The following is a 17,093-nucleotide window of genomic DNA, read 5'->3' on the forward strand; positions in this document are numbered from 1 at the left end:
CCGACGCTTAATATTTTCCATCCATGCTAATGCGTTGCAGTAATTTTTGCAGGTTTCTTCGCGTTCGGCTACGCATTCACGATTCCTGTGAACACGGGGCAGATGGGGGCTCTACTCGAGGGCGACGAGCGCGTACTCGCCGTCTTCGACTTCGGCGACGACGTAGAGCACGCCGTTGTCGAGCACCGGCCCGGGGCCGACCCGGCCCTCGAACTCGCGTTGGAATCGGACTGCAGGGCCGTCCTCGAGAACGCCGTCCGGAGTCGGATCAAGTGCGTAGAGGGCGTCGCCGCCGATAAACACGGTCTCGCGGCCATACGTTGGCGCGGTGTGTTGCCAGCCGCCGACATCGTGACTCCAGTAGCGGGTTCCGTCGTCGGTACCGAGCGCGTGGAGCGTTCCGGCGCCCCGGAGGAAAACCCGACCGTTCGCGACACAGATACCACGTTCCGTCCAGCCGGTATCGGCCGACCAGTACGCCTCGTCCGCGTAACCGTCCTCGTCGGTCAGCGCGTACGTCGTCCCGTCCCGACAGCTGACGTAGATCGTGTCCGTGTCCGCGCTCGGTGGTGCCATCGGGACGGCCGGGAGTTGCCATCGCCGTCCCCCCATCCTACTACCCTCACTGAGCAGGTAGACCATCCCCGCCTCGGTGGCGACGACAACCCAGTAGCCCATAACGAACGCGGCGTGGTCGAGCACCTGTCCGAAGACGTCGCGTCGCCACTCCTCCTCGCCGGTCTCGGCCTCGAGTGCGACGACAGTTTCGCCCGCGCCACAGATCAGTCGATCCCCGGCGTAGGTCGCCGGGCCGGTCACTCGCCCCGGCACCTCGAACTCTCGTTCCCACAGGGGATCGCCGGTGTCTGCCTCGAGTGCCCGGACGGTATCGGTCGACGGGATGTAGACGACCCCGTCCCGGACCACCGGCACCGCTCTCGCGTCCTCGAGCGTCCACAGTTCGTCGCCGCTGTCGGCGTCCAGCGCGCGGAGACGCGACTGGGCCTCAAGCAGGTAGACGGTCCCGTCGGCGACGACGGGTTCGTGGTAGGTCGTCTGTGCGGTCTCGACGCGCCAGCGTTCGGATACCTCTTCGACTGGCGCCTCGCCGTCCGCGACTTCACGAGTGTTGGCGGCGTTACAACCGAAACCCGACCACGAGCCGTTCGCACCGGCGACGTGGCCGTCCGGATCCGGCAGTTCGTCGACGCCCGCCGGCGGCGGTTCGTCCGGCGTCGGTGATCGCGTGACGGTCGAACAGCCGGCGATGGCGGCACTCCCGGCGACGACGCTCGTCAGGAGTGCTCGTCGAGTGGAGGGCATTATCAGTCTTTTCTCGACTTCCGAAATGTATATTTCGCTCACCGGAGCAACTCGAGGACGGTCAGCGTCTCGAAGGGAAACGACTCGTCGGCGACGGCAACGGCGCTAAACCCTTCCTCGCCGGTGCGTTCGACCACCTCGTCGACACCGGTGAGACTGCTGACGAGCAGGAAGACAACGCCGTCGGGAGCGAGCACGCGACCGACGCTCTCGAGGAACGGATCAATGACGGCTCGGCCGTCCTCGCCGCCCGACAGCGCCCGTTCCATCCAGTCGTCCCACTCGTTGTCGGGATCCGTCGGGAGATACGGCGGGTTGAACACGACTGCGTCGAACGCCCCGTCGGCAAACGGCGCAACGAGGTCAGCGCGGACCGCCTCGACGCCCTCGCCGCGGGCCTGGCGAACCGCATGGGGGTTCAGATCCGAGGCGATCACGCGCGCTGGCGTCTCCTCGGCGATTCGACCCGCGACGTATCCCGAGCCCGTGCCGACCTCGAGGACGAGTCGGTCCTCGTCGTCGGGCAGCCGCTCACAGGCCGCCTCGGCGAGCAGTTGCGAGTCCTCTGCTGGCTGGTACACGTCCGTTTCGACATCACGCTGGTCTCTGAGTGTCATCTAATCGTCCTCTGGTGTCATCCCGTGGTGTGGTTCCCGGCTCTCCGTTTGCCCGTCAGGTACTCGAGTCCCGTCGTCGGCGACCCGAAAGCCGCCGGTTTCGGCCCGCCCGGACAGTTCGCGCTGTGGGTAGGGGATCTTGATCCCCTCGTCGTCGAACGCCGTTTTGATCGCGTGAATCGCGGCTGTCCGGGCCTCTGCTCGCCGTCTGGCGTTTGGTCGATCGATCCAAAAGCGCACGCCGAGGACGACTGCCGAATCGGCGAACTCCTTGGTGATGACCTGTGGCGACGGGCCATTGAGCGATTTCTCGAGATTCGACACCTCTTCGTGTGCGATTTTGACGGCCCGTTCGACGTCCGTCGTGTAGTCGACGCCGACATCGATCTCGACGCGGAGTCGACCCCGTCTCGAGCGGTTTATTACCATACTCGAGGAGATGAGGTCGTTGGGGATCATGATGTACTCACCGTCGAACGACTGGATGCGCGTGTTGACGATCGAGATATCGGTGACGATCCCCTCGTGGTCTTCGACCTCGATCCAGTCGCCGATCTCGAACGGGCGATCGAACATCAACACGAAGCCAGCGATCACCGTGCCGAGGGTCTGGCGGGCGGCCATACCGACGACGATGCCGAGGAATCCGGCCCCGACGAGCAGGCCACCGAGGTCGTCGACCCAGATGCCGAGAATAACGACGATCGAGACGGCCCAGATGACCACCTGCGAGATCCGATGGGTTATCTCGCGCTGGTGGTCCGTAACGGCCGACGCCGATCCGAGAACCTCGCTGACGATCCGCTTGACGAACCGCGTGAAAATGAGCGTGCCGATAATCAGGATAAACGAGACGATCGCTCGGCCGATGATGACATCGTCGAGATCGAGTTGCTCCGTGTAGATCGTGTAGACGTTACCAGTCAGTCCCCAGGCACCCAAAATGACCGAGACCGTCACCGCACAGGTACCGATCAGCACCGCCGTCGAGATGATATCGCCGTACAGCGGCTTGGTTCGCTCGTTGAGCCAGTCCTGGAGCTGTCGATAGGAGAGCAAGACGAGCAACAACACGCCGACCGCCGCGATCGTCACCGCGATCCTGACGTTCGGCCCGAACGCCTCCGACAGCCGATCGATCGCGGTCACCGACAGTCGATTGAGCGTAGACAGTGTCCCGGACATCGGTTAGTGGTCGTCTCTCGAGCGAATGAGCCGTGCAGCTACGAGTATCCGTCGGTCGGAAACGACAGTGCGAACGACCCGCGCACTCGCCGTCTCGCTACTGGCCGTCGGTGACTGGGCTGACGTCGGCAGCGAGCTGGGCCAGCGCCGCGAACTCCGCGGGGGCCACCGCGCCGGCTCGCTTTCGCAGGAGCTCCTCGTCGGCCGCCTCGACGACCGCATCGGGCTCCTCGAGCCCCGAGATGTGGGCCGTGTTCCGGATCGCGTTGCGGATCGTCTTCCGGCGCTGGGTGAACAGCGCCTTGACGAATCGCAGGAAAAACGCCTCGTCGTCGACCTCGTAGTCGGGGTCGCGAGGCTCGAGTCTGACGACGGCACTCTGGACGGCTGGCGGGGGCGAGAACGCCTCCTTCGGGATCGACTCGACGAGGTCGGCGTCCGCGTAATGCTGGGTCGACACCGAAAGTCGGCCGTACTCGGGGGTGCCAGGTTCGGCGACCATCCGCTCGGCGAACTCCTGTTGGAACATCAAGACGAGTGGGCGCTGTGCTGGCAGCAAGCGGAACGTAATCTCACTCGAGACGCCGTAGGGAAGGTTCGACACCGACGCCGTGAACTCTGGCAGGTCGACCTCGAGGGCGTCGCCTTCGATCACGGTCAACCGCCCTGCACCGATCTCGTCGGCGAACTCCTCGGTGAGAAACGTGGCGAGCGTGCGGTCGCGCTCGATCACGGTCACTTCGTCGGCGAGTTCGAGCAGTCGATCCGTCAGAACGCCCGTCCCGCCACCGATCTCGAGGACGTGGGCTGTGTCGGCGCCGATCTCTGTGAGATAGGTCGGCAATCGATCGAGAACGCGGTCGTCGACGAGAAAGTGCTGGTCGCGGTCCGGATCGCCACGGACCCCCGCCCGGGCGATCAGTGCGTCTGGATCTCTCATTGCCGCCGCTATGGGGGGGAGTGGTGTAAACGCACCGTCTCGACGGCAGCACGACGCTACTGGTTTTGTTCCTGTTCACGCCGACCGACGAACGTCTGGTACTTGAGATCGTCCTCGCGCAGTTCCTCGAGGATCCGTTCGACCAGAATTTCGTCGGGATCATGCAGTCCAGAGACGCGTTCGGAGAGTTCTTCGAAGCTCTCGAACGGTTTTCGTTTGCGCTCATCGAGGATGCTGTTGCGGAGTTTCTTGCCGATTCCCGGCAGCAGATTTAGCTGGTGGAGCCGCAACGTGATCGGCTGGGCGTCGTTGTAGAAGTCGACGAATCGCTCTTCGTTTTCCTCGACCAAGTCGGCGACGACGTACTCGAGTTCCGACTGCGCGCCCGAGGAGAGCGTCTCGTAGTCGACGCGGTGAGATTCGGTGACGATGTCGCGTTCCTCGCGCGGCTTGACGACGACCTCGCTCCCGATGGTGAGACGCTCGTTTTCGTCGAATGCGACCTGATAGAGCTGGAAGTCGTCGATGTCGAGGGCGTAGCCGGCCGGAGACTTCTCGTACTGGGGACGACCATCGTTCGAGAGTCCATGGGCGAGATAATCCAACACGACTGCGCGGCGAACATCTGTCCCGTCGCTGTCGGCTTCACTCATTGGGGTACAGTACGGTAACGGCGTACTTAAAGAGTCGGCACAGTTTCATTGGAGACAGGGGAGCCTCGTTTTCGATGGGCGACTATCGACAGGCGCTGTCGTGGTGCTCAGAATGGAACCAGAACGAACACGAGACCGACGACCGAGACGACACCGAGTATTGCCGTGACCAGAAGTGCGAGCCGTCGTGTTCCGAGCAGCCACGCAAGTCCCGCTTTGACGAGCGTGTTCGCGATTGCACCGATGACGATCCCTGTCGTCGCTACCTGCTGAGAGATCGCGCCCTCCGCCGCGAGCCTGCTCAACGTGATCGAGATCGCGTCGATGTCGGCGAGCCCGGAGAGAAACGCCATCGCGTAGACGCCAGACGCACCGACCCGTGTGTGTGCGAGTTCGGACACCAGCAGGACCACGGCGAAGACGGCCCCGAAAAACAGCGCAGGTCGCAACCGGAACGGGTTCTCGATGTCGGTCTCGATCGCGGATTCCGGAGCCGACCGCCAGTAGACGACGGCAGCCGCGAGCGCGCCCGACACTGTCATCGCACCCAGTGGAATCGCGACGTGGGAGAGCAACGCCGGATTGACGACCGCAATCTCGACGGCTGCCCGTGGAAACATCACGACCGACGCGATAACCGTCGAGAACGCGCAGATCCGATAGAGCGAGGGTGTATCTGCCGTCCGTTCGGCCATCGACACCGTCGTCGCGGTCGAGGAGACGAACCCGCCGAGAACCCCGGTCAGTGCGATGCCGCGCTCGGCACCGACGGTCCGGCTTAGCACGTAGGCGACGAAACTCAATCCCGTAACGAACACGACCATGAGCCAGACGAACCGTGGGTTGAGCCCGAACAGAACCTCGAGGTCTCGATCGGGTAACAACGGAAGGACGACCAGTACGACGAGAATGAATTTGACCGAGGCCCGGCGTTCGCTCTCGTCGATCCGATCGGCAAATCCATGAATTGTATGCTTGGCCGAAAGGAGTACCGTGACGACACCGCCCACGATGATCGCGATCACCATGCCGCGGTGTGAGTGGGTCACTAACGCCCCGAGGACGACGGTCAGTAGTGCGGTGGTCAGGGTCGTGAGACCGATGTCGCCTTCCGTCACGATCTTGCCGCCGTAGGCCACGGTCAGTGGAACGGCGAGAGCGATCAGTGCAATAGGGAGCAACGTCGGAAAGAACGCCTGCACCAGCGCACCGAAGAGCCCGAACAACGGGAACGTGCGGCTCCCTGCGAACAGTCCACCGGATTCGCTCCGTTCGCGCTCCAGTCCGATGAGCGCCCCAATACCGAACGCCACGGCGATGCGCGATACAAGCACCAACAGCGGCTCGGTAGCGGGGTCGACCATTCCGTTTCCCCTTCCAGTCCCACTTCAGTCAACGTTCCGGAACACCATCCGAAATCGGTCACCGACTCGAGAAGAAGACTGCTGCCGTTCGTACTACCGACTGGGCGCGCTTACGGGCTCGGCTGCGCTGTGAGATCAACGACGTCATTGCCACCATCGTCTTCGGGTTTGGCCTGTTTCGATCGCGTCGAAACGGCATCGACCAGCGTGTCAGCGACGATAGAAACAGCGGCTCCAAACGCGGCCGCGCTCAGGCGTACTTCGCGATGACGTTGAGAATCTCGTCGAGTTCCTCTCCTGACAGCGAGTACCGTTGCTGTGCGTACACCGATCGGAGCTCGTCCCGATTACGCGGCAGGAGGTTGGCAATCTTGTACGCCGTGGCTTCGTCGACCTTTTCGATCTCTTGGAGGTCGTCGACGAGTTGCTGGGCCTCCTCGGGGTCGAGGACGGTAAATCGGTTGACGTGCTCGATCGCTCGTGCGAGTTCGTAGCGCAGCTCGCGGTCCTCGTCGATCGCGCGTTCGGCTTCGATGTCGGCGAGCAGTTCCTTCGTTTCCGAGACTGTCAGGAACTCCTCGTCGACGATCTCTTTGAAGATCGTCATCCTGGCTCAGATTCGGCTCTTTTCCTGGTTCTGGGCGCGCAGGTGGGCTGCAGTGACGATCAGCGTCTTGTCCTTGCCGCGGTCGTTGATCTGGACCTTGAAGGCGTCGCCCTGTTTCCCGACAACTTCGCCGGTTCGGCCGTCGAAACGTGGGTGGTAGCGTCCGTTTGGAACGCTTGGGTCGATCTTCAGGTGGACTTTCTCTCCGGCTTCGTACTCCTGAATCGCTCGCTGTGGCGGCGAGGAGCCACGGTCTCGAGGAGCGTTCGCGAGCTTTCGTCGGGATCCCTGACGAGGGCCATTAGAGTTCGGCATAGTCGTACGCCCCTCTTACTTGGTGATGGTTATAAAATGCACGTCTTGCGCTCACCGCTTTACGATCCCCTCAGATTACCGGCTGTCTCGAGGACGAGGACGTCCGGTTGCGGTCGAAAACCCGGGCTTAATCCGGACGAATAGCCCTTTGAGCCCGGCGGTCCTCGCCTCAAGCATGCACTCCGACCACGAGCGCGGCGCAGGCGTCCACACGCTCCCGATGACGATCGAGTACGGCCGCACGATGACGATCACACCCACGGCCGTCGAGACCGACCACGGCCTCGTCCTGATCGACGTCGGGCCGGCGGGTGCCGTCGACGGCATCCGAACCCATCTCCGCTCGCTCGGGTACGACCTCGAGGACGTCTGGCTCGTCGTCCTGACCCACCACGACGGCGACCACGCGGGCGGCCTCAGTGACTTGCTCGAGGCCGTCGACGCAGTCGTCGCGACCCACCGTGAAGAAGCCCCGTTCGTGACGGGCGAGCGCGCCCCGATCAAAGGCGATGGTGACCGCTACCCGCCCGTCGAGGTCGATATTGAACTGGCCGACGGCGTCCGTATCCCGACGCTCGCGGGACCGATGGAAATCGTCGCGACGCCCGGCCACGCGCCGGGCCACTGCTCGCTGTACTTCCCCGAGGGCAACCTGCTGCTCGCCGGCGATGCGCTCGTCGCAGACGGCAGCGAGCCACTTGCCGGCCCGAAACCCGAGTTCACGCCCGACATGGACTGCGCACTCGAGTCGGTTGCCCGCCTCGCGGCCCTCGAGATCGACCACGTCGTCTGCCATCACGGCGGCTACGTCGATCGCGGCAGCGAGACGATCCGAGAGATCGCCGAGCGACGAGCTGACTGATAGGGATTCTCGTCGCCAGCCGGGTGTCGCTATCCAGCTGTGCAGGTTCCGTGGCTCGGTCTCCGTGTCGCACATCTCTGCATAGCGACGAGACTCCCGATGAGTATCGCGGTCGTCGCGCCGGCTCACTCTTTGACGATATGTCCGTCGAGATAGTTTCGCGTCTTGTCGATGGTCGATCGAGTCTGTTTGAGGAACGTACAGACGCGGTCGCCGTCCTCGCGGCGGTCGGCCTCGATGTCGATCGTGAGTCCCTGTCTCTCGAGGTGCTCGAACAAGACGTCGACGGTCTCGGGGCTGGCGCGGACGGTGTGGCGCTCGCCGACCGGATCACCCGCGTCGACGGTTTCGATGGTCTCGTGCATCGACAGTAAGATCGCCTCGCCGAGTTCGTGGGCGCGCTCGCGAGCGACGGCGTCGGATTCGTCCCACTCGACGCTCTGGAAGCCTTCCCGGATGAGTCGCCGGAACATGAACGGCTGGCCGTAATCGAAGGGCAGCGAGAACGCGTAGGCCAGATCGCCCTGATTTGCGGCCGACGTCGTGTACTTTAGCTGTGCCGTGCCGTCGAGCGATTTCATGATGACGCCCTCGCGGTCCTCAGCGTCCAGTTTCTCGATGAGACGACGGATTTCGGTCGCTGCCTCGTCGACCTCGAACCGGCCGAACAGCCGCGTCTGCGGGATGTCGAACGTCTCGTAGCGCTCACGCCGGGTCTCGACGGGCAGTGGCTCGCCGGACTCGCGATCACGCCAGTCGAACGCCCGGAACGCGAGCGAGTCGACCTCCGGGTAGTCGTGGGCCGTGTAGGGGTTTTCGGGGCCGATCATCTCGCCACAGACCATCGCCTTGGGGTACTGCTCGAACAGGTCCTCGAAGTCGACCAGTCGCTCGATGATGCGGGTCGTAAACGGACAGATCATCCCGCTTCGAGTAAACGCGAGGCGCTCGCCGTCGAGGCGGACGACGCGGACGTTGTACCCGTTCAGTTTCTCCTCGACGGCGATTCGATCGTCGGGCTGGTCGGCGAATCGCTCCGGGACGCCGTCCGACAGGACGAGCGTTCGTGGTACTTTCGGAAAGCCACGAACGATCGTGTCGTCGATCAGGGTGGTTCCACGCTCGACGCCTCGACGGTAGTCCGGGACGTGCCGATAGGTCTGTCCGTCGTAGGTCCGTTCCTCGAGGTGAGCCTCGAGTTCTTCGAACGCGTCCCGGTTCATTCCGAGCAACCTGTGGTACTCGGTATCTCTCATCGTCGACACTACACCGTGTGGCGGCAAGAAACACGGTCCAACCGTCACACAAACTGATCAAAACGGGGTCGACCGGTAATGGTCGACACGGCTCCGAGGGCGGCCGGACGAAACGGCTCGAAGCGGAATTCTCATCGGTGTCCGGCCACAACCGGTTTCGTATGCGACTCGAACTTCGCGTCTGTCAGCACTGTCTCGAGGGCGACGACGGCCACGGCGGCGAGCAGAAATCACTCCTCCTGCAGGACATGGTTAACTGTGCCGAGAAGATCCAAGAGCACAAAGACGTCCTCGACCTCGAGGCCGTCCACATCCGCCGCGTTCGCGACGACGAACAGGGGAAACCGGAGGCGCTGCCAGTCGTCGCGGCGACGATCCAGAACAATCAGATCGTCCTGAACGATACCCAACTCGTCGCGGAGGGCCAGGACGGAAACATGCTGCTGTATGCGAACCCGGACGACATCCTGACCGTGCTTGCGGGCAACGTCGACGAGATCAGTAAAGCCGTCCACGAGGACGTCACCGTCGACCTCTCGCCGACTGGCGCAGAGATCGTCTCCGAGGCCGGTCTCGGTGCCGACCCCGAGCGCCAGCCGACCAACTGAGACGGGCTGCTGTGCCGATTGACCGACGATCACGGCAGTGTCAGTGATCGACAAGAGTTGACGACAGCAGTCCGTATGAAACAGCCACCGTTCGAGCGACCCCCGTCGCCGGGCTGTTGTCAGCACACTCCACTTATTTGTCCGCTCGAGTCGAACACACTGGTATGTCCACCGAGGCGTTCAAACAGCGGTTCGTCCTCGACACGTCGCTCTTTCTCACCGAGGACATTCGCCAGCCCGACGAGTCGCTGCAGGAGGCCGTCTGTCGCGTGCTCGAGTTGATCGCCAACGCGCGGCTCAACCTCGGCATCTCCTGTTACGTCCCGCCGACGATCCACGACGAACTCACGACGATGCTCGAGACCCGGGACGTCGACGACGAGGTCTACTCGAAGCTGAACACGTGGGTGATCCGCAAACACCCCGATCGGTACGCGGTGTCGATCCCCGCAAACGTCGTCTACAGCTTCGTCGATGAGATGAGCGACCGCGTCGACCGGGGCCTGCGCGTCTCCGAACAGGCCGTTCGTGAGGCCGAACGGACCGACGGTGAACTGCTCGAGGAACACGACCACATGACCGACGTCGATGCCGTCATCTCGAACCTGCGCGATAAGTACCGCTCGGCGATGCGAACCGGCGTGCTCGACTCCCGCGAGGACTTCGACCTTCTGATCCTCGCACGCGAACTCGAGGCTGGCGTCGTCACCGAAGACAAAGGCATCATCGGCTGGACCGAGGACTTCGGGCTGCGATACATTCGCGGCCGGGAGTTTCCCGATTTACTCGAGCAGTATCTCACCGCGGTCGATCCGGACTCGAGGCGCTCGGTGGAGTGATCGGCGGGCTGTGCTGACGGCGTCTCACAGCGTTTTCGGCGACGCCGCGTGCCCGTTCCGGTCGCGGACGACCAGCCAGCACGCACACAGGAAGCCAATGGCGACGGTTCCCGCGAGAATGCCGAAGGCGATCCGATACCCGAACTGGGTGTAAGCGACGGTGCCGCCGACGGTTTCGCCCGTCTGATACGCGTCGAGTGCCAGCCCCATTGCTGTCGGCAGGATCGTGCCGCCGATGAACCCCGCCGTGTTCACGGTCGCCATCGCGACGCCGCTGGCACCGGCCGGATACCGTTCTTTGACGAGCGACAGCGACAGCATCGCAGCGCCGAAGAGAAAGCCACAGGCCAGATAGGAGACGGCGATGACGGAAAGCGGCGGCCGGCCGAAGACGGGAACGGTGCCGAGTGCGACCGCGAACAGCCCGATTCCGGCCGTCATCGGCAGCAGGCGTCGCTCGAGCCGATCCGAGAGCCACCCGATGGTCGGCGGCCCGAGCAGGATCCCGACCGACGCGAGGAGGGTGAAATACGAGGCCGTCGTCACGTCCAGCCCGTAGACCACGACGATATACGGCACCCCCCACATTCCCACGAGCGTCAACGTTGCGCCGTTGCCCGCGAAGAAGACGACCGACAGCAGCCATTGATCGACGTCCCGTGCGAGCGCCCGCAGGTGACCGCCCAGCTCCGCGAGCGTGACCGAGGGCTGTTCCGGGACGCCCGTGATCGGCTCGAGGCCGGCGGCGGCCGGGGACTGGCGTGCGAGGACGAAGACGCCACCGGCGGCGACGATCCCGACGAGTCCCAGCGAGAAGATCGTCGGCCGCCAGCCGACCCGGTCGACGGTGATCGCAAGCGGTGTCGTTGCGAGAATCGCGCCGAGTCCGGCGATGCTCCCGGTCAGGCCGGTCATCGTCGCGAACTCGCCCGCGCGATACCAGTTCGCACAAAAGCGAAGGATCGAGACAAAGATGACGCCGCTGCCAAGACCAATAAGCGCCCGCGAGGCGAACGCCGCGAGATAGCTGTCGCTCATCGCAAAGCCGACCGCACCGAGACTCAACGCGATGCCGCCGATCGAGCCGACATAGCGTGGCCCGACCCGGTCTGCCAGCACGCCCGTCGGGATCTGGATGGCGGCGTAGATAAGAAAGAACGAGGCGTGAAGTGTGCCGAGCTGTGCTGCCGTCGTCCCGAAATCGGTGGTTAGCCGTTCCGATAGAACGGCCGTCGAGAGGCGGTGCAGATTGACGAGCAGGAAAACGGTCGCCAACGCAGCCCACGCCAGCCATCGTCGTTTGGTGGGGTCCGACAGCACGTTCACGCTGGAGACGTTTCTCGAGGGGCGTGGTAAGCGTTGTGAGACTGGCAAGCCGCGGGCTGACGCCGATCACATGACTGCCCTCGATGCCGGCGGCTCACCAGCAACACAGTTCCGGGATGCAAAACGGCCGAAAATCAGTTCGACTTCAGATACGGCCGACGTTCTCGACGCCGACGCTTTCGACGCCTTCGACATCTGCGAAGTTCTCCTCGACGGTTTCCGTGCCACCCGCGCCGTCAGGGACGATCACGGTGGGGTAGAGGGCGATGAGGCCGAACGCGACGTCTTCGCGTTCGACGCCGTTGATCTTTGCGCCTTCAGGCAGTGCGCTCTCGAGGCGCTCTTGAAGCGCGTCCAGATCGATTTCGGGGCTGTCCGGCATGACCTTGATCTTGGCAGCGACTTTTCCCATGTTCAGAACACCTTATGGTCCGGTGAAACCGCAGTCGTCACACTCATAGAGGTTGCTCTGCTTGCGACATTTGGCACAGCGGTAAATCTGTGCGCCACAGTCTGGACATTTGAACGCAGCAGCGTTCGTGCCAGCGATGTTGATCCCACAGGAAACGCAGGATCGCGTCTTTCGATCGTCCGTCGTACTCATACCCGTCCTTTCCCGCCCGCCGTTTTTAACCGTTGTCTTTTGTGGGACTCGCCGAGCGTTTTCAGTTCGAGAGAACGCGCGTGTATATACATGAGGGTCCACGCGAAAGGTGTGGGTGAGGTCCGGTGGCATAACGCCAACCGGGCCTTGCCTCTGACATTCTGCCGGCCGACTGTAACATTCAAACGGAGTGAGATCCTACTGCGAGTGAATGCGCCTCGACGATTACATCGAGGATCTCGAGCCGGACGAGGAAGCCGAGCGACGGCGACTCGCAAAGGAGAAATCCTACGCGATCACCGACCATCTCGAGACGTTCGAACAGCGGTTCGACGACGCCTTGAGTGGTGATTCCCTCGTGGGCTCGACAGCGCCCTCGATCTTCGTCGGGCGGTCGAACTATCCCGATATTCCCGTCGGAGTGCTCTCGCCAGTTGGCGACGAGGACGCCGCCGAGGAGTACGTCACCGACGGTAACTGGTACCAGCAGGGCCACGAGATTACCGACGTCCTCCAGCGCCGGACAGGGCTGTTGAACTCGAGCAAGCGTGCAAACGTCGAGTCGCCGTCTATCGCGAGCCGACTGGCCCCGTCGGTCCACGACACCTGGGACGGCTTCGTCGGTATCCAGCGCGAGGTCGCCATCGCCGATCGACCGGTCGATCTCGAGATCGGGTTGGACGGAAAACCTGATCTCGGCCTCGATGCTGGCACCGACGTCGCGACGCCTCGCGGCCCCCGTGCAAACGCCCGAAACGCCGAGCTTCGGGAGAATCCTTACGTCCCGAAACCGATCAAGAAGACCCTCAAGGACGACGACTGGCAGGCCCAGGGTGCGATGACCTACCTCTACCGTCGCGGGTTCGACGTCTACGACATCAACTCGATCCTCTCGGCTGGCGCACTCGGCGAGACGAAACAGCGCCGACTCGTGCCGACGCGGTGGTCGATCACGGCCGTCGACGACACGATCGGCCAGTTCCTGCGTGGTGGCATCCGAACCGCCCCGAGTATCGACGAGGTGCAGGTCTGGGCCAACGAATACATGGGCAACCGCTACTGGGTCATTCTCGCGCCCGGCAACTGGGAGTTCGAACTCGTCGAAATGAAAGCCCCCGGCAGCATCTGGAATCCGAACCCCCACGACGACGTCTGGCTCCAGAGCGCGAGCGAAGGGTTCGAGGGGCGCTCGAGTTACGTCGAGGAGACTGCAGGGGCCTACTACGCGGCCCGACTGGGTGTGTTGGAGCACCTCGAGTCGATCGACCGACAGGCCAAATGTCTCGTCTTGCGTGAGGTCTCGGACGACTACTGGGCCCCCGTCGGCGTCTGGCAGGTCCGTGAAAGCGTTCGCAACGCCTTCGAGGGCCAGTACGGCGAAGCCGAGACGTTCCACGACGCAGTCAGCGAGGTCGCAACACAGCTCCCGATCTCGTATGCGCGTCTCCAGCGAAAATCGGAGCTTGCAGCCGGCCTGCAGTCGAATCTCAGTGCCTTCTCGAGTTCCGGACCGGATCGATAGCGGTTCGTCGCACTCGAGTCAGCCGACGAAGGGGTGCTGGCGGCTATCGTGCTCCGAAACCACGAGGCCTAAGCGATCCGACTGCGTGGTCGAGGTATGGTCCTCGCACTCGTCAGCACCGAATTTCTCACCGCGATGGCAATCGTCGTTGTGCTCATCGGCGTTCCGCTGTTCGTTATCGCCGTTATCGCCGTCGTCACGGGCTATCTGCAACACGACGCCGAGCAGTATCTCGAGGACCTCGAGAGCGACGTGTCTCCACCGGACGACGACGGGTAGTCCGTGCGTTCGTAGTCAGTCTGCGCTGTCGGACTCCGAGAGTCGTTGCTCGGGAGCAGGGGCGACGGTCGATCCTGCCGCCGACTGGGGTTCCGAATCGGGCTCGCCCTCGTCTCCCTCGAGCGAGACCCGGTTGAAGACGTTGAGACCCGCTTTGAACACCGCGAGCAAGACGGGCCCGAGGAACAGCCCCATGATCCCGAGGAGGTAGATTCCGCCGATGACGCCGATGATGACGACCGCCGGGTGGAGCCCGGAGCCGCGGTCGACGAAGATGGCCCGCAGGTAGTTGTCGACCACCGAGAGCACGGTAACCCCATAGAGTAAGAGTAACACGGCGCTGGCGGGCTCTCCCGAGATCGCGAGATAGCCCACGGCGGGACCCCAGACGAGCCAGACACCGATCGCCGGGAGAAACGAGACGATGACCATGGTGACCGTCCAGAAGGCGACGTTCGGCACACCGAACAGGTACAGTCCGAGGCCGCCAAGCAGTCCTTCGACGACGGCGACGAGCACGTGGCTGTAGATGACGGCCCACGTGACGACGCTTACCTCCTCGAACAACTCCTCGCGGACGTGCGACTCGATCGGCGCAACCTCCCCAAGCCACTCGATGAACGTTCGGCCGTCGACGAGCAGATAATACAGCAAGAAGACGAAGACGACCAGGCCGACCCCCATCTCGACGCTCGTGTTGACCAGCCCGATCAGTTCGCGCACGGCGAGTTCGACAGCCCCCGAAGCCGACGATTCGACTTCCGAAAGGACGGCCGCCTCGAGGAGTTCGACCTGCTCGGCCTCGAGCCCGAACTCGTCTTCTGCCAGGTCCCGAACGGTCTCGAGGACGAACGCTTCGTCGACCTCGTTGAGAAACGAGAACAGGGTTTGGAGAATAATGACCGAAACAACGAGCAGTGGGACGACGATGGCAGCGATCGCAAACCCCGTCAACACCAGTGCGGACGGGCGCGGGCCCAGCCGTGGCACCAGCCGCCGGTAGGCGGGATAGAGGACAAAGGCGAGGAGGGCCGCAGCCATCACGTACTGCAACAGTGGGGCGATCATCAGGGTCGCGATCGAACCGAGAACGACGAGCAAGAGGGCGAAAAACGCGGTTCGGACGTCCATACGACACCGTGAGCCGTGTCGTACATAAAACCTGACATTTTCTCCTCGCGACGCGATCAGCGACGGTTCCCGACTCGAGTGAGCCGTCGGAGCGAGTCAGTCCGTTTCTGCAGTTTCGACCGATTCGAGCTTTGCGAACGCCTTGTCGGTAATCTCGCCGGTCTCCTCGAGAATCTCGCCCCAAGCGTCGGTGTCCGGTGCCATCCCGAGTAGGCGGGCGATCCGCATGATCGAGACGTGATAGACGCGCTGGCGACCCGGTTCCTCCTCCCAGATAATCATGTTGCAGGGAAAGAGCCCGCCAATCTGCATCGATTCCTCGAGCGCCTTGTTTGCGACGGCGGGGTTGCAAGCGCCGAGCACGTAGTAGGGGTCGCGGTCGGCGTCGACTTTCTCGTTTAACAGCTCTGAGGGCGAGAACTCGACGGGAATCCCGAAGCCGGCATCCGTACAGACCTCGCGAACGTGTTCGATGGCCACCTCGTGGTCCATCTCGAGGACGGCCTGTTTCTCGCCGTACTCGTCCGGGTCGATGGTGGCGGGATCGATTGGAAGCGTCATACTCGAGTCAATGCCTGGATCCTACTAAAGCCCCACCGTCCACGCGCTCGATCACAGCGGGATCGGCAGCCACTCGAGGCGGCCCAGCAGTGCCAGCGGATCGAACAGTGGCTCGTGGAGGACCAGCCAGTCGAGCAAGACGAGTCCTGCCCCGTGGGCGACCACGGACGGCAGAATCGAGTTCGACTGGTAGTCGACGGCACCGAAGAGGACGTCGGTTGGCCCCGACAGCAGGAACTCGATCGGCGGTTTCCCCGCATGGTGAAACATGTAGACGACAGGGCTGATGAGCACCGCCTTGAAGCCGATTTCCGTGACACCGACACAGAGCAGTCCGCGGTAGTACGTCTCAGCAGCCAGTGCGAGCAAAAACAACTGCACTGCGTGTGGGAGAAACGCCGCAAGCGCACTCGAGGTCTCCCAGATGGGGTAATACGTTCGGATCGTCGGCAGCGTCGATCCGACGAGGTAGAACGGCAGCACGAACAACGAGAGCAAGACCGTGTTGCGAACGGCGACGCGGTTGACGTTCCAGCCGACGTGGTTGCCATGGGACAGGCCCAGGGCGAGCGGGCCGCCGATCAACACCACGCCGTCGAAGACGGCCCGTCGCTCGAGGCCGGCGGGGACGTACTGCATCCACACCAGCGTCAGGACGGCACCAGTCAGCAGCGACTTCTGGACCCACGAGAGGCGATCGAACTGATCACGAACCCAGCCGCCGGCGCTGCGTGTCCCCTCGGTTGCCACGAGTCGTTACTCGTCTGCGGTCGGAATCGGTCCAGTGCCGATGACGTCCCGGACGTGGGCCTCGAATTCCTGATGGCGCTGGAAGTACGTCTCGTCGACGTCCTCGAGGATGCTCGACAGCGCTTGTGGCCCGTCTGGCGTCCGGATCTCGCTGTCGCCCTCGAGACGGTCGACTTCGCTCTTTTCTTTTGGCCACGTCAAACGCGACGTGACGCGGGCGAGGGGGGCACCCTCGACGGGGGTTTGATCTCCGAGCGTCACGGCCGGCTCCTCGTCGTCCTCGTCGCTCATACGGCTTCGTTTGCGAGCGTGTCGATTCAAGCTTTCGTTTCCGTGGGTCGTCGGTACCTC

The 17,093-nt window shown here is 63.2% G+C and carries 21 protein-coding genes; 5 read left to right on the forward strand and 16 right to left on the reverse strand.

Going from position 1 to position 17,093, the window contains the following annotated elements; genetic code table 11:
• Positions 1-111 precede the first annotated feature (111 nt).
• The 8 genes from BW940_RS01515 to BW940_RS01550 form a co-directional block, all read right to left on the reverse strand.
• The gene (locus tag BW940_RS01515) at positions 112-1,323 is read right to left on the reverse strand and encodes an outer membrane protein assembly factor BamB family protein (RefSeq protein ID WP_076607411.1); all 1,212 of its coding nucleotides are present in this window, start codon (positions 1,321-1,323) and stop codon (positions 112-114) included.
• 38 nt (positions 1,324-1,361) lie between these two features.
• Positions 1,362-1,940: a HemK2/MTQ2 family protein methyltransferase gene (locus BW940_RS01520; RefSeq protein ID WP_076607412.1), complete on the reverse strand. Its 579-nt coding sequence runs from the start codon at positions 1,938-1,940 to the stop codon at positions 1,362-1,364.
• Positions 1,941-3,125, reverse strand: coding sequence for a mechanosensitive ion channel family protein (locus tag BW940_RS01525; protein ID WP_076607413.1), 1,185 nt, complete (start codon positions 3,123-3,125; stop codon positions 1,941-1,943).
• A 97-nt stretch (positions 3,126-3,222) separates the two neighbouring features.
• Entirely contained in the window at positions 3,223-4,065 is an 843-nt protein-coding gene (locus tag BW940_RS01530; protein ID WP_076607414.1) for a 16S ribosomal RNA methyltransferase A, read from the reverse strand.
• Between the two features lie 56 nt (positions 4,066-4,121).
• Complete coding sequence (locus tag BW940_RS01535) at positions 4,122-4,718, reverse strand: DUF655 domain-containing protein (RefSeq protein ID WP_076607415.1); 597 nt, start codon at positions 4,716-4,718, stop codon at positions 4,122-4,124.
• A 107-nt stretch (positions 4,719-4,825) separates the two neighbouring features.
• Positions 4,826-6,082, reverse strand: coding sequence for an MgtC/SapB family protein (locus BW940_RS01540; protein WP_076607416.1), 1,257 nt, complete (start codon positions 6,080-6,082; stop codon positions 4,826-4,828).
• A gap of 250 nt (positions 6,083-6,332) precedes the next feature.
• Positions 6,333-6,689: an RNA polymerase Rpb4 family protein gene (locus tag BW940_RS01545; RefSeq protein ID WP_076607417.1), complete on the reverse strand. Its 357-nt coding sequence runs from the start codon at positions 6,687-6,689 to the stop codon at positions 6,333-6,335.
• 6 nt (positions 6,690-6,695) lie between these two features.
• Entirely contained in the window at positions 6,696-7,004 is a 309-nt protein-coding gene (locus BW940_RS01550; RefSeq protein ID WP_076607418.1) for a 50S ribosomal protein L21e, read from the reverse strand.
• Between the two features lie 175 nt (positions 7,005-7,179).
• On the opposite strand from BW940_RS01550, the gene BW940_RS01555 reads away from it, so the two are divergent.
• Entirely contained in the window at positions 7,180-7,866 is a 687-nt protein-coding gene (locus BW940_RS01555; protein WP_076607419.1) for an MBL fold metallo-hydrolase, read from the forward strand.
• Between the two features lie 125 nt (positions 7,867-7,991).
• Here BW940_RS01555 and BW940_RS01560 read toward each other — a convergent pair whose 3' ends face one another.
• Positions 7,992-9,122, reverse strand: coding sequence for an RNA ligase (locus BW940_RS01560; protein WP_076607420.1), 1,131 nt, complete (start codon positions 9,120-9,122; stop codon positions 7,992-7,994).
• Between the two features lie 161 nt (positions 9,123-9,283).
• Between BW940_RS01560 and BW940_RS01565 the strand changes: the two genes are divergently transcribed.
• Together BW940_RS01565 and BW940_RS01570 are read left to right on the forward strand one after the other, a co-directional pair.
• Positions 9,284-9,730, forward strand: a complete 447-nt coding sequence (locus tag BW940_RS01565; RefSeq protein WP_076607700.1) for a hypothetical protein — start codon at positions 9,284-9,286, stop codon at positions 9,728-9,730.
• A 164-nt stretch (positions 9,731-9,894) separates the two neighbouring features.
• Positions 9,895-10,569 carry an RNA ligase partner protein gene (locus BW940_RS01570; RefSeq protein ID WP_076607421.1) on the forward strand — a complete coding sequence of 225 codons (675 nt, stop codon included), beginning with the start codon at positions 9,895-9,897 and terminating at the stop codon, positions 10,567-10,569.
• A 24-nt stretch (positions 10,570-10,593) separates the two neighbouring features.
• Here BW940_RS01570 and BW940_RS01575 read toward each other — a convergent pair whose 3' ends face one another.
• The 3 genes from BW940_RS01575 to BW940_RS01585 form a co-directional block, all read right to left on the reverse strand.
• Positions 10,594-11,895 (reverse strand): MFS transporter, encoded by a 1,302-nt coding sequence (locus BW940_RS01575; protein WP_076607422.1) that lies wholly within the window; start codon positions 11,893-11,895, stop codon positions 10,594-10,596.
• 145 nt (positions 11,896-12,040) lie between these two features.
• On the reverse strand, positions 12,041-12,307 hold the full coding sequence (locus BW940_RS01580) for an elongation factor 1-beta (protein ID WP_076607423.1): 267 nt from the start codon (positions 12,305-12,307) through the stop codon (positions 12,041-12,043).
• A 12-nt stretch (positions 12,308-12,319) separates the two neighbouring features.
• A complete protein-coding gene (locus BW940_RS01585) occupies positions 12,320-12,499 on the reverse strand; it encodes an HVO_2753 family zinc finger protein (protein ID WP_076607424.1) in 180 nt (59 codons plus the stop codon).
• Between the two features lie 211 nt (positions 12,500-12,710).
• Between BW940_RS01585 and nreA the strand changes: the two genes are divergently transcribed.
• Complete coding sequence (nreA, locus tag BW940_RS01590) at positions 12,711-14,021, forward strand: DNA repair protein NreA (RefSeq protein ID WP_076607425.1); 1,311 nt, start codon at positions 12,711-12,713, stop codon at positions 14,019-14,021.
• A gap of 96 nt (positions 14,022-14,117) precedes the next feature.
• Positions 14,118-14,300 (forward strand): hypothetical protein, encoded by a 183-nt coding sequence (locus tag BW940_RS01595; RefSeq protein ID WP_076607426.1) that lies wholly within the window; start codon positions 14,118-14,120, stop codon positions 14,298-14,300.
• A 15-nt stretch (positions 14,301-14,315) separates the two neighbouring features.
• Here BW940_RS01595 and BW940_RS01600 read toward each other — a convergent pair whose 3' ends face one another.
• From BW940_RS01600 to BW940_RS01615, 4 genes are all read right to left on the reverse strand, one after another.
• Positions 14,316-15,431 carry an AI-2E family transporter gene (locus BW940_RS01600; RefSeq protein ID WP_076607427.1) on the reverse strand — a complete coding sequence of 372 codons (1,116 nt, stop codon included), beginning with the start codon at positions 15,429-15,431 and terminating at the stop codon, positions 14,316-14,318.
• A gap of 96 nt (positions 15,432-15,527) precedes the next feature.
• Positions 15,528-15,992, reverse strand: a complete 465-nt coding sequence (locus BW940_RS01605) for a DUF302 domain-containing protein (RefSeq protein WP_076607428.1) — start codon at positions 15,990-15,992, stop codon at positions 15,528-15,530.
• Positions 15,993-16,043: 51 nt separating this feature from the next.
• On the reverse strand, positions 16,044-16,742 hold the full coding sequence (locus BW940_RS01610; RefSeq protein ID WP_076607429.1) for a CPBP family glutamic-type intramembrane protease: 699 nt from the start codon (positions 16,740-16,742) through the stop codon (positions 16,044-16,046).
• A 6-nt stretch (positions 16,743-16,748) separates the two neighbouring features.
• Complete coding sequence (locus BW940_RS01615; protein WP_076607430.1) at positions 16,749-17,033, reverse strand: DUF5789 family protein; 285 nt, start codon at positions 17,031-17,033, stop codon at positions 16,749-16,751.
• Between the last annotated feature and the right edge of the window lie 60 nt (positions 17,034-17,093).

It is taken from the genome of Natronorubrum thiooxidans, assembly GCF_900156475.1.
In the GTDB taxonomy this organism is placed as follows: domain Archaea; phylum Halobacteriota; class Halobacteria; order Halobacteriales; family Natrialbaceae; genus Natronorubrum; species Natronorubrum thiooxidans.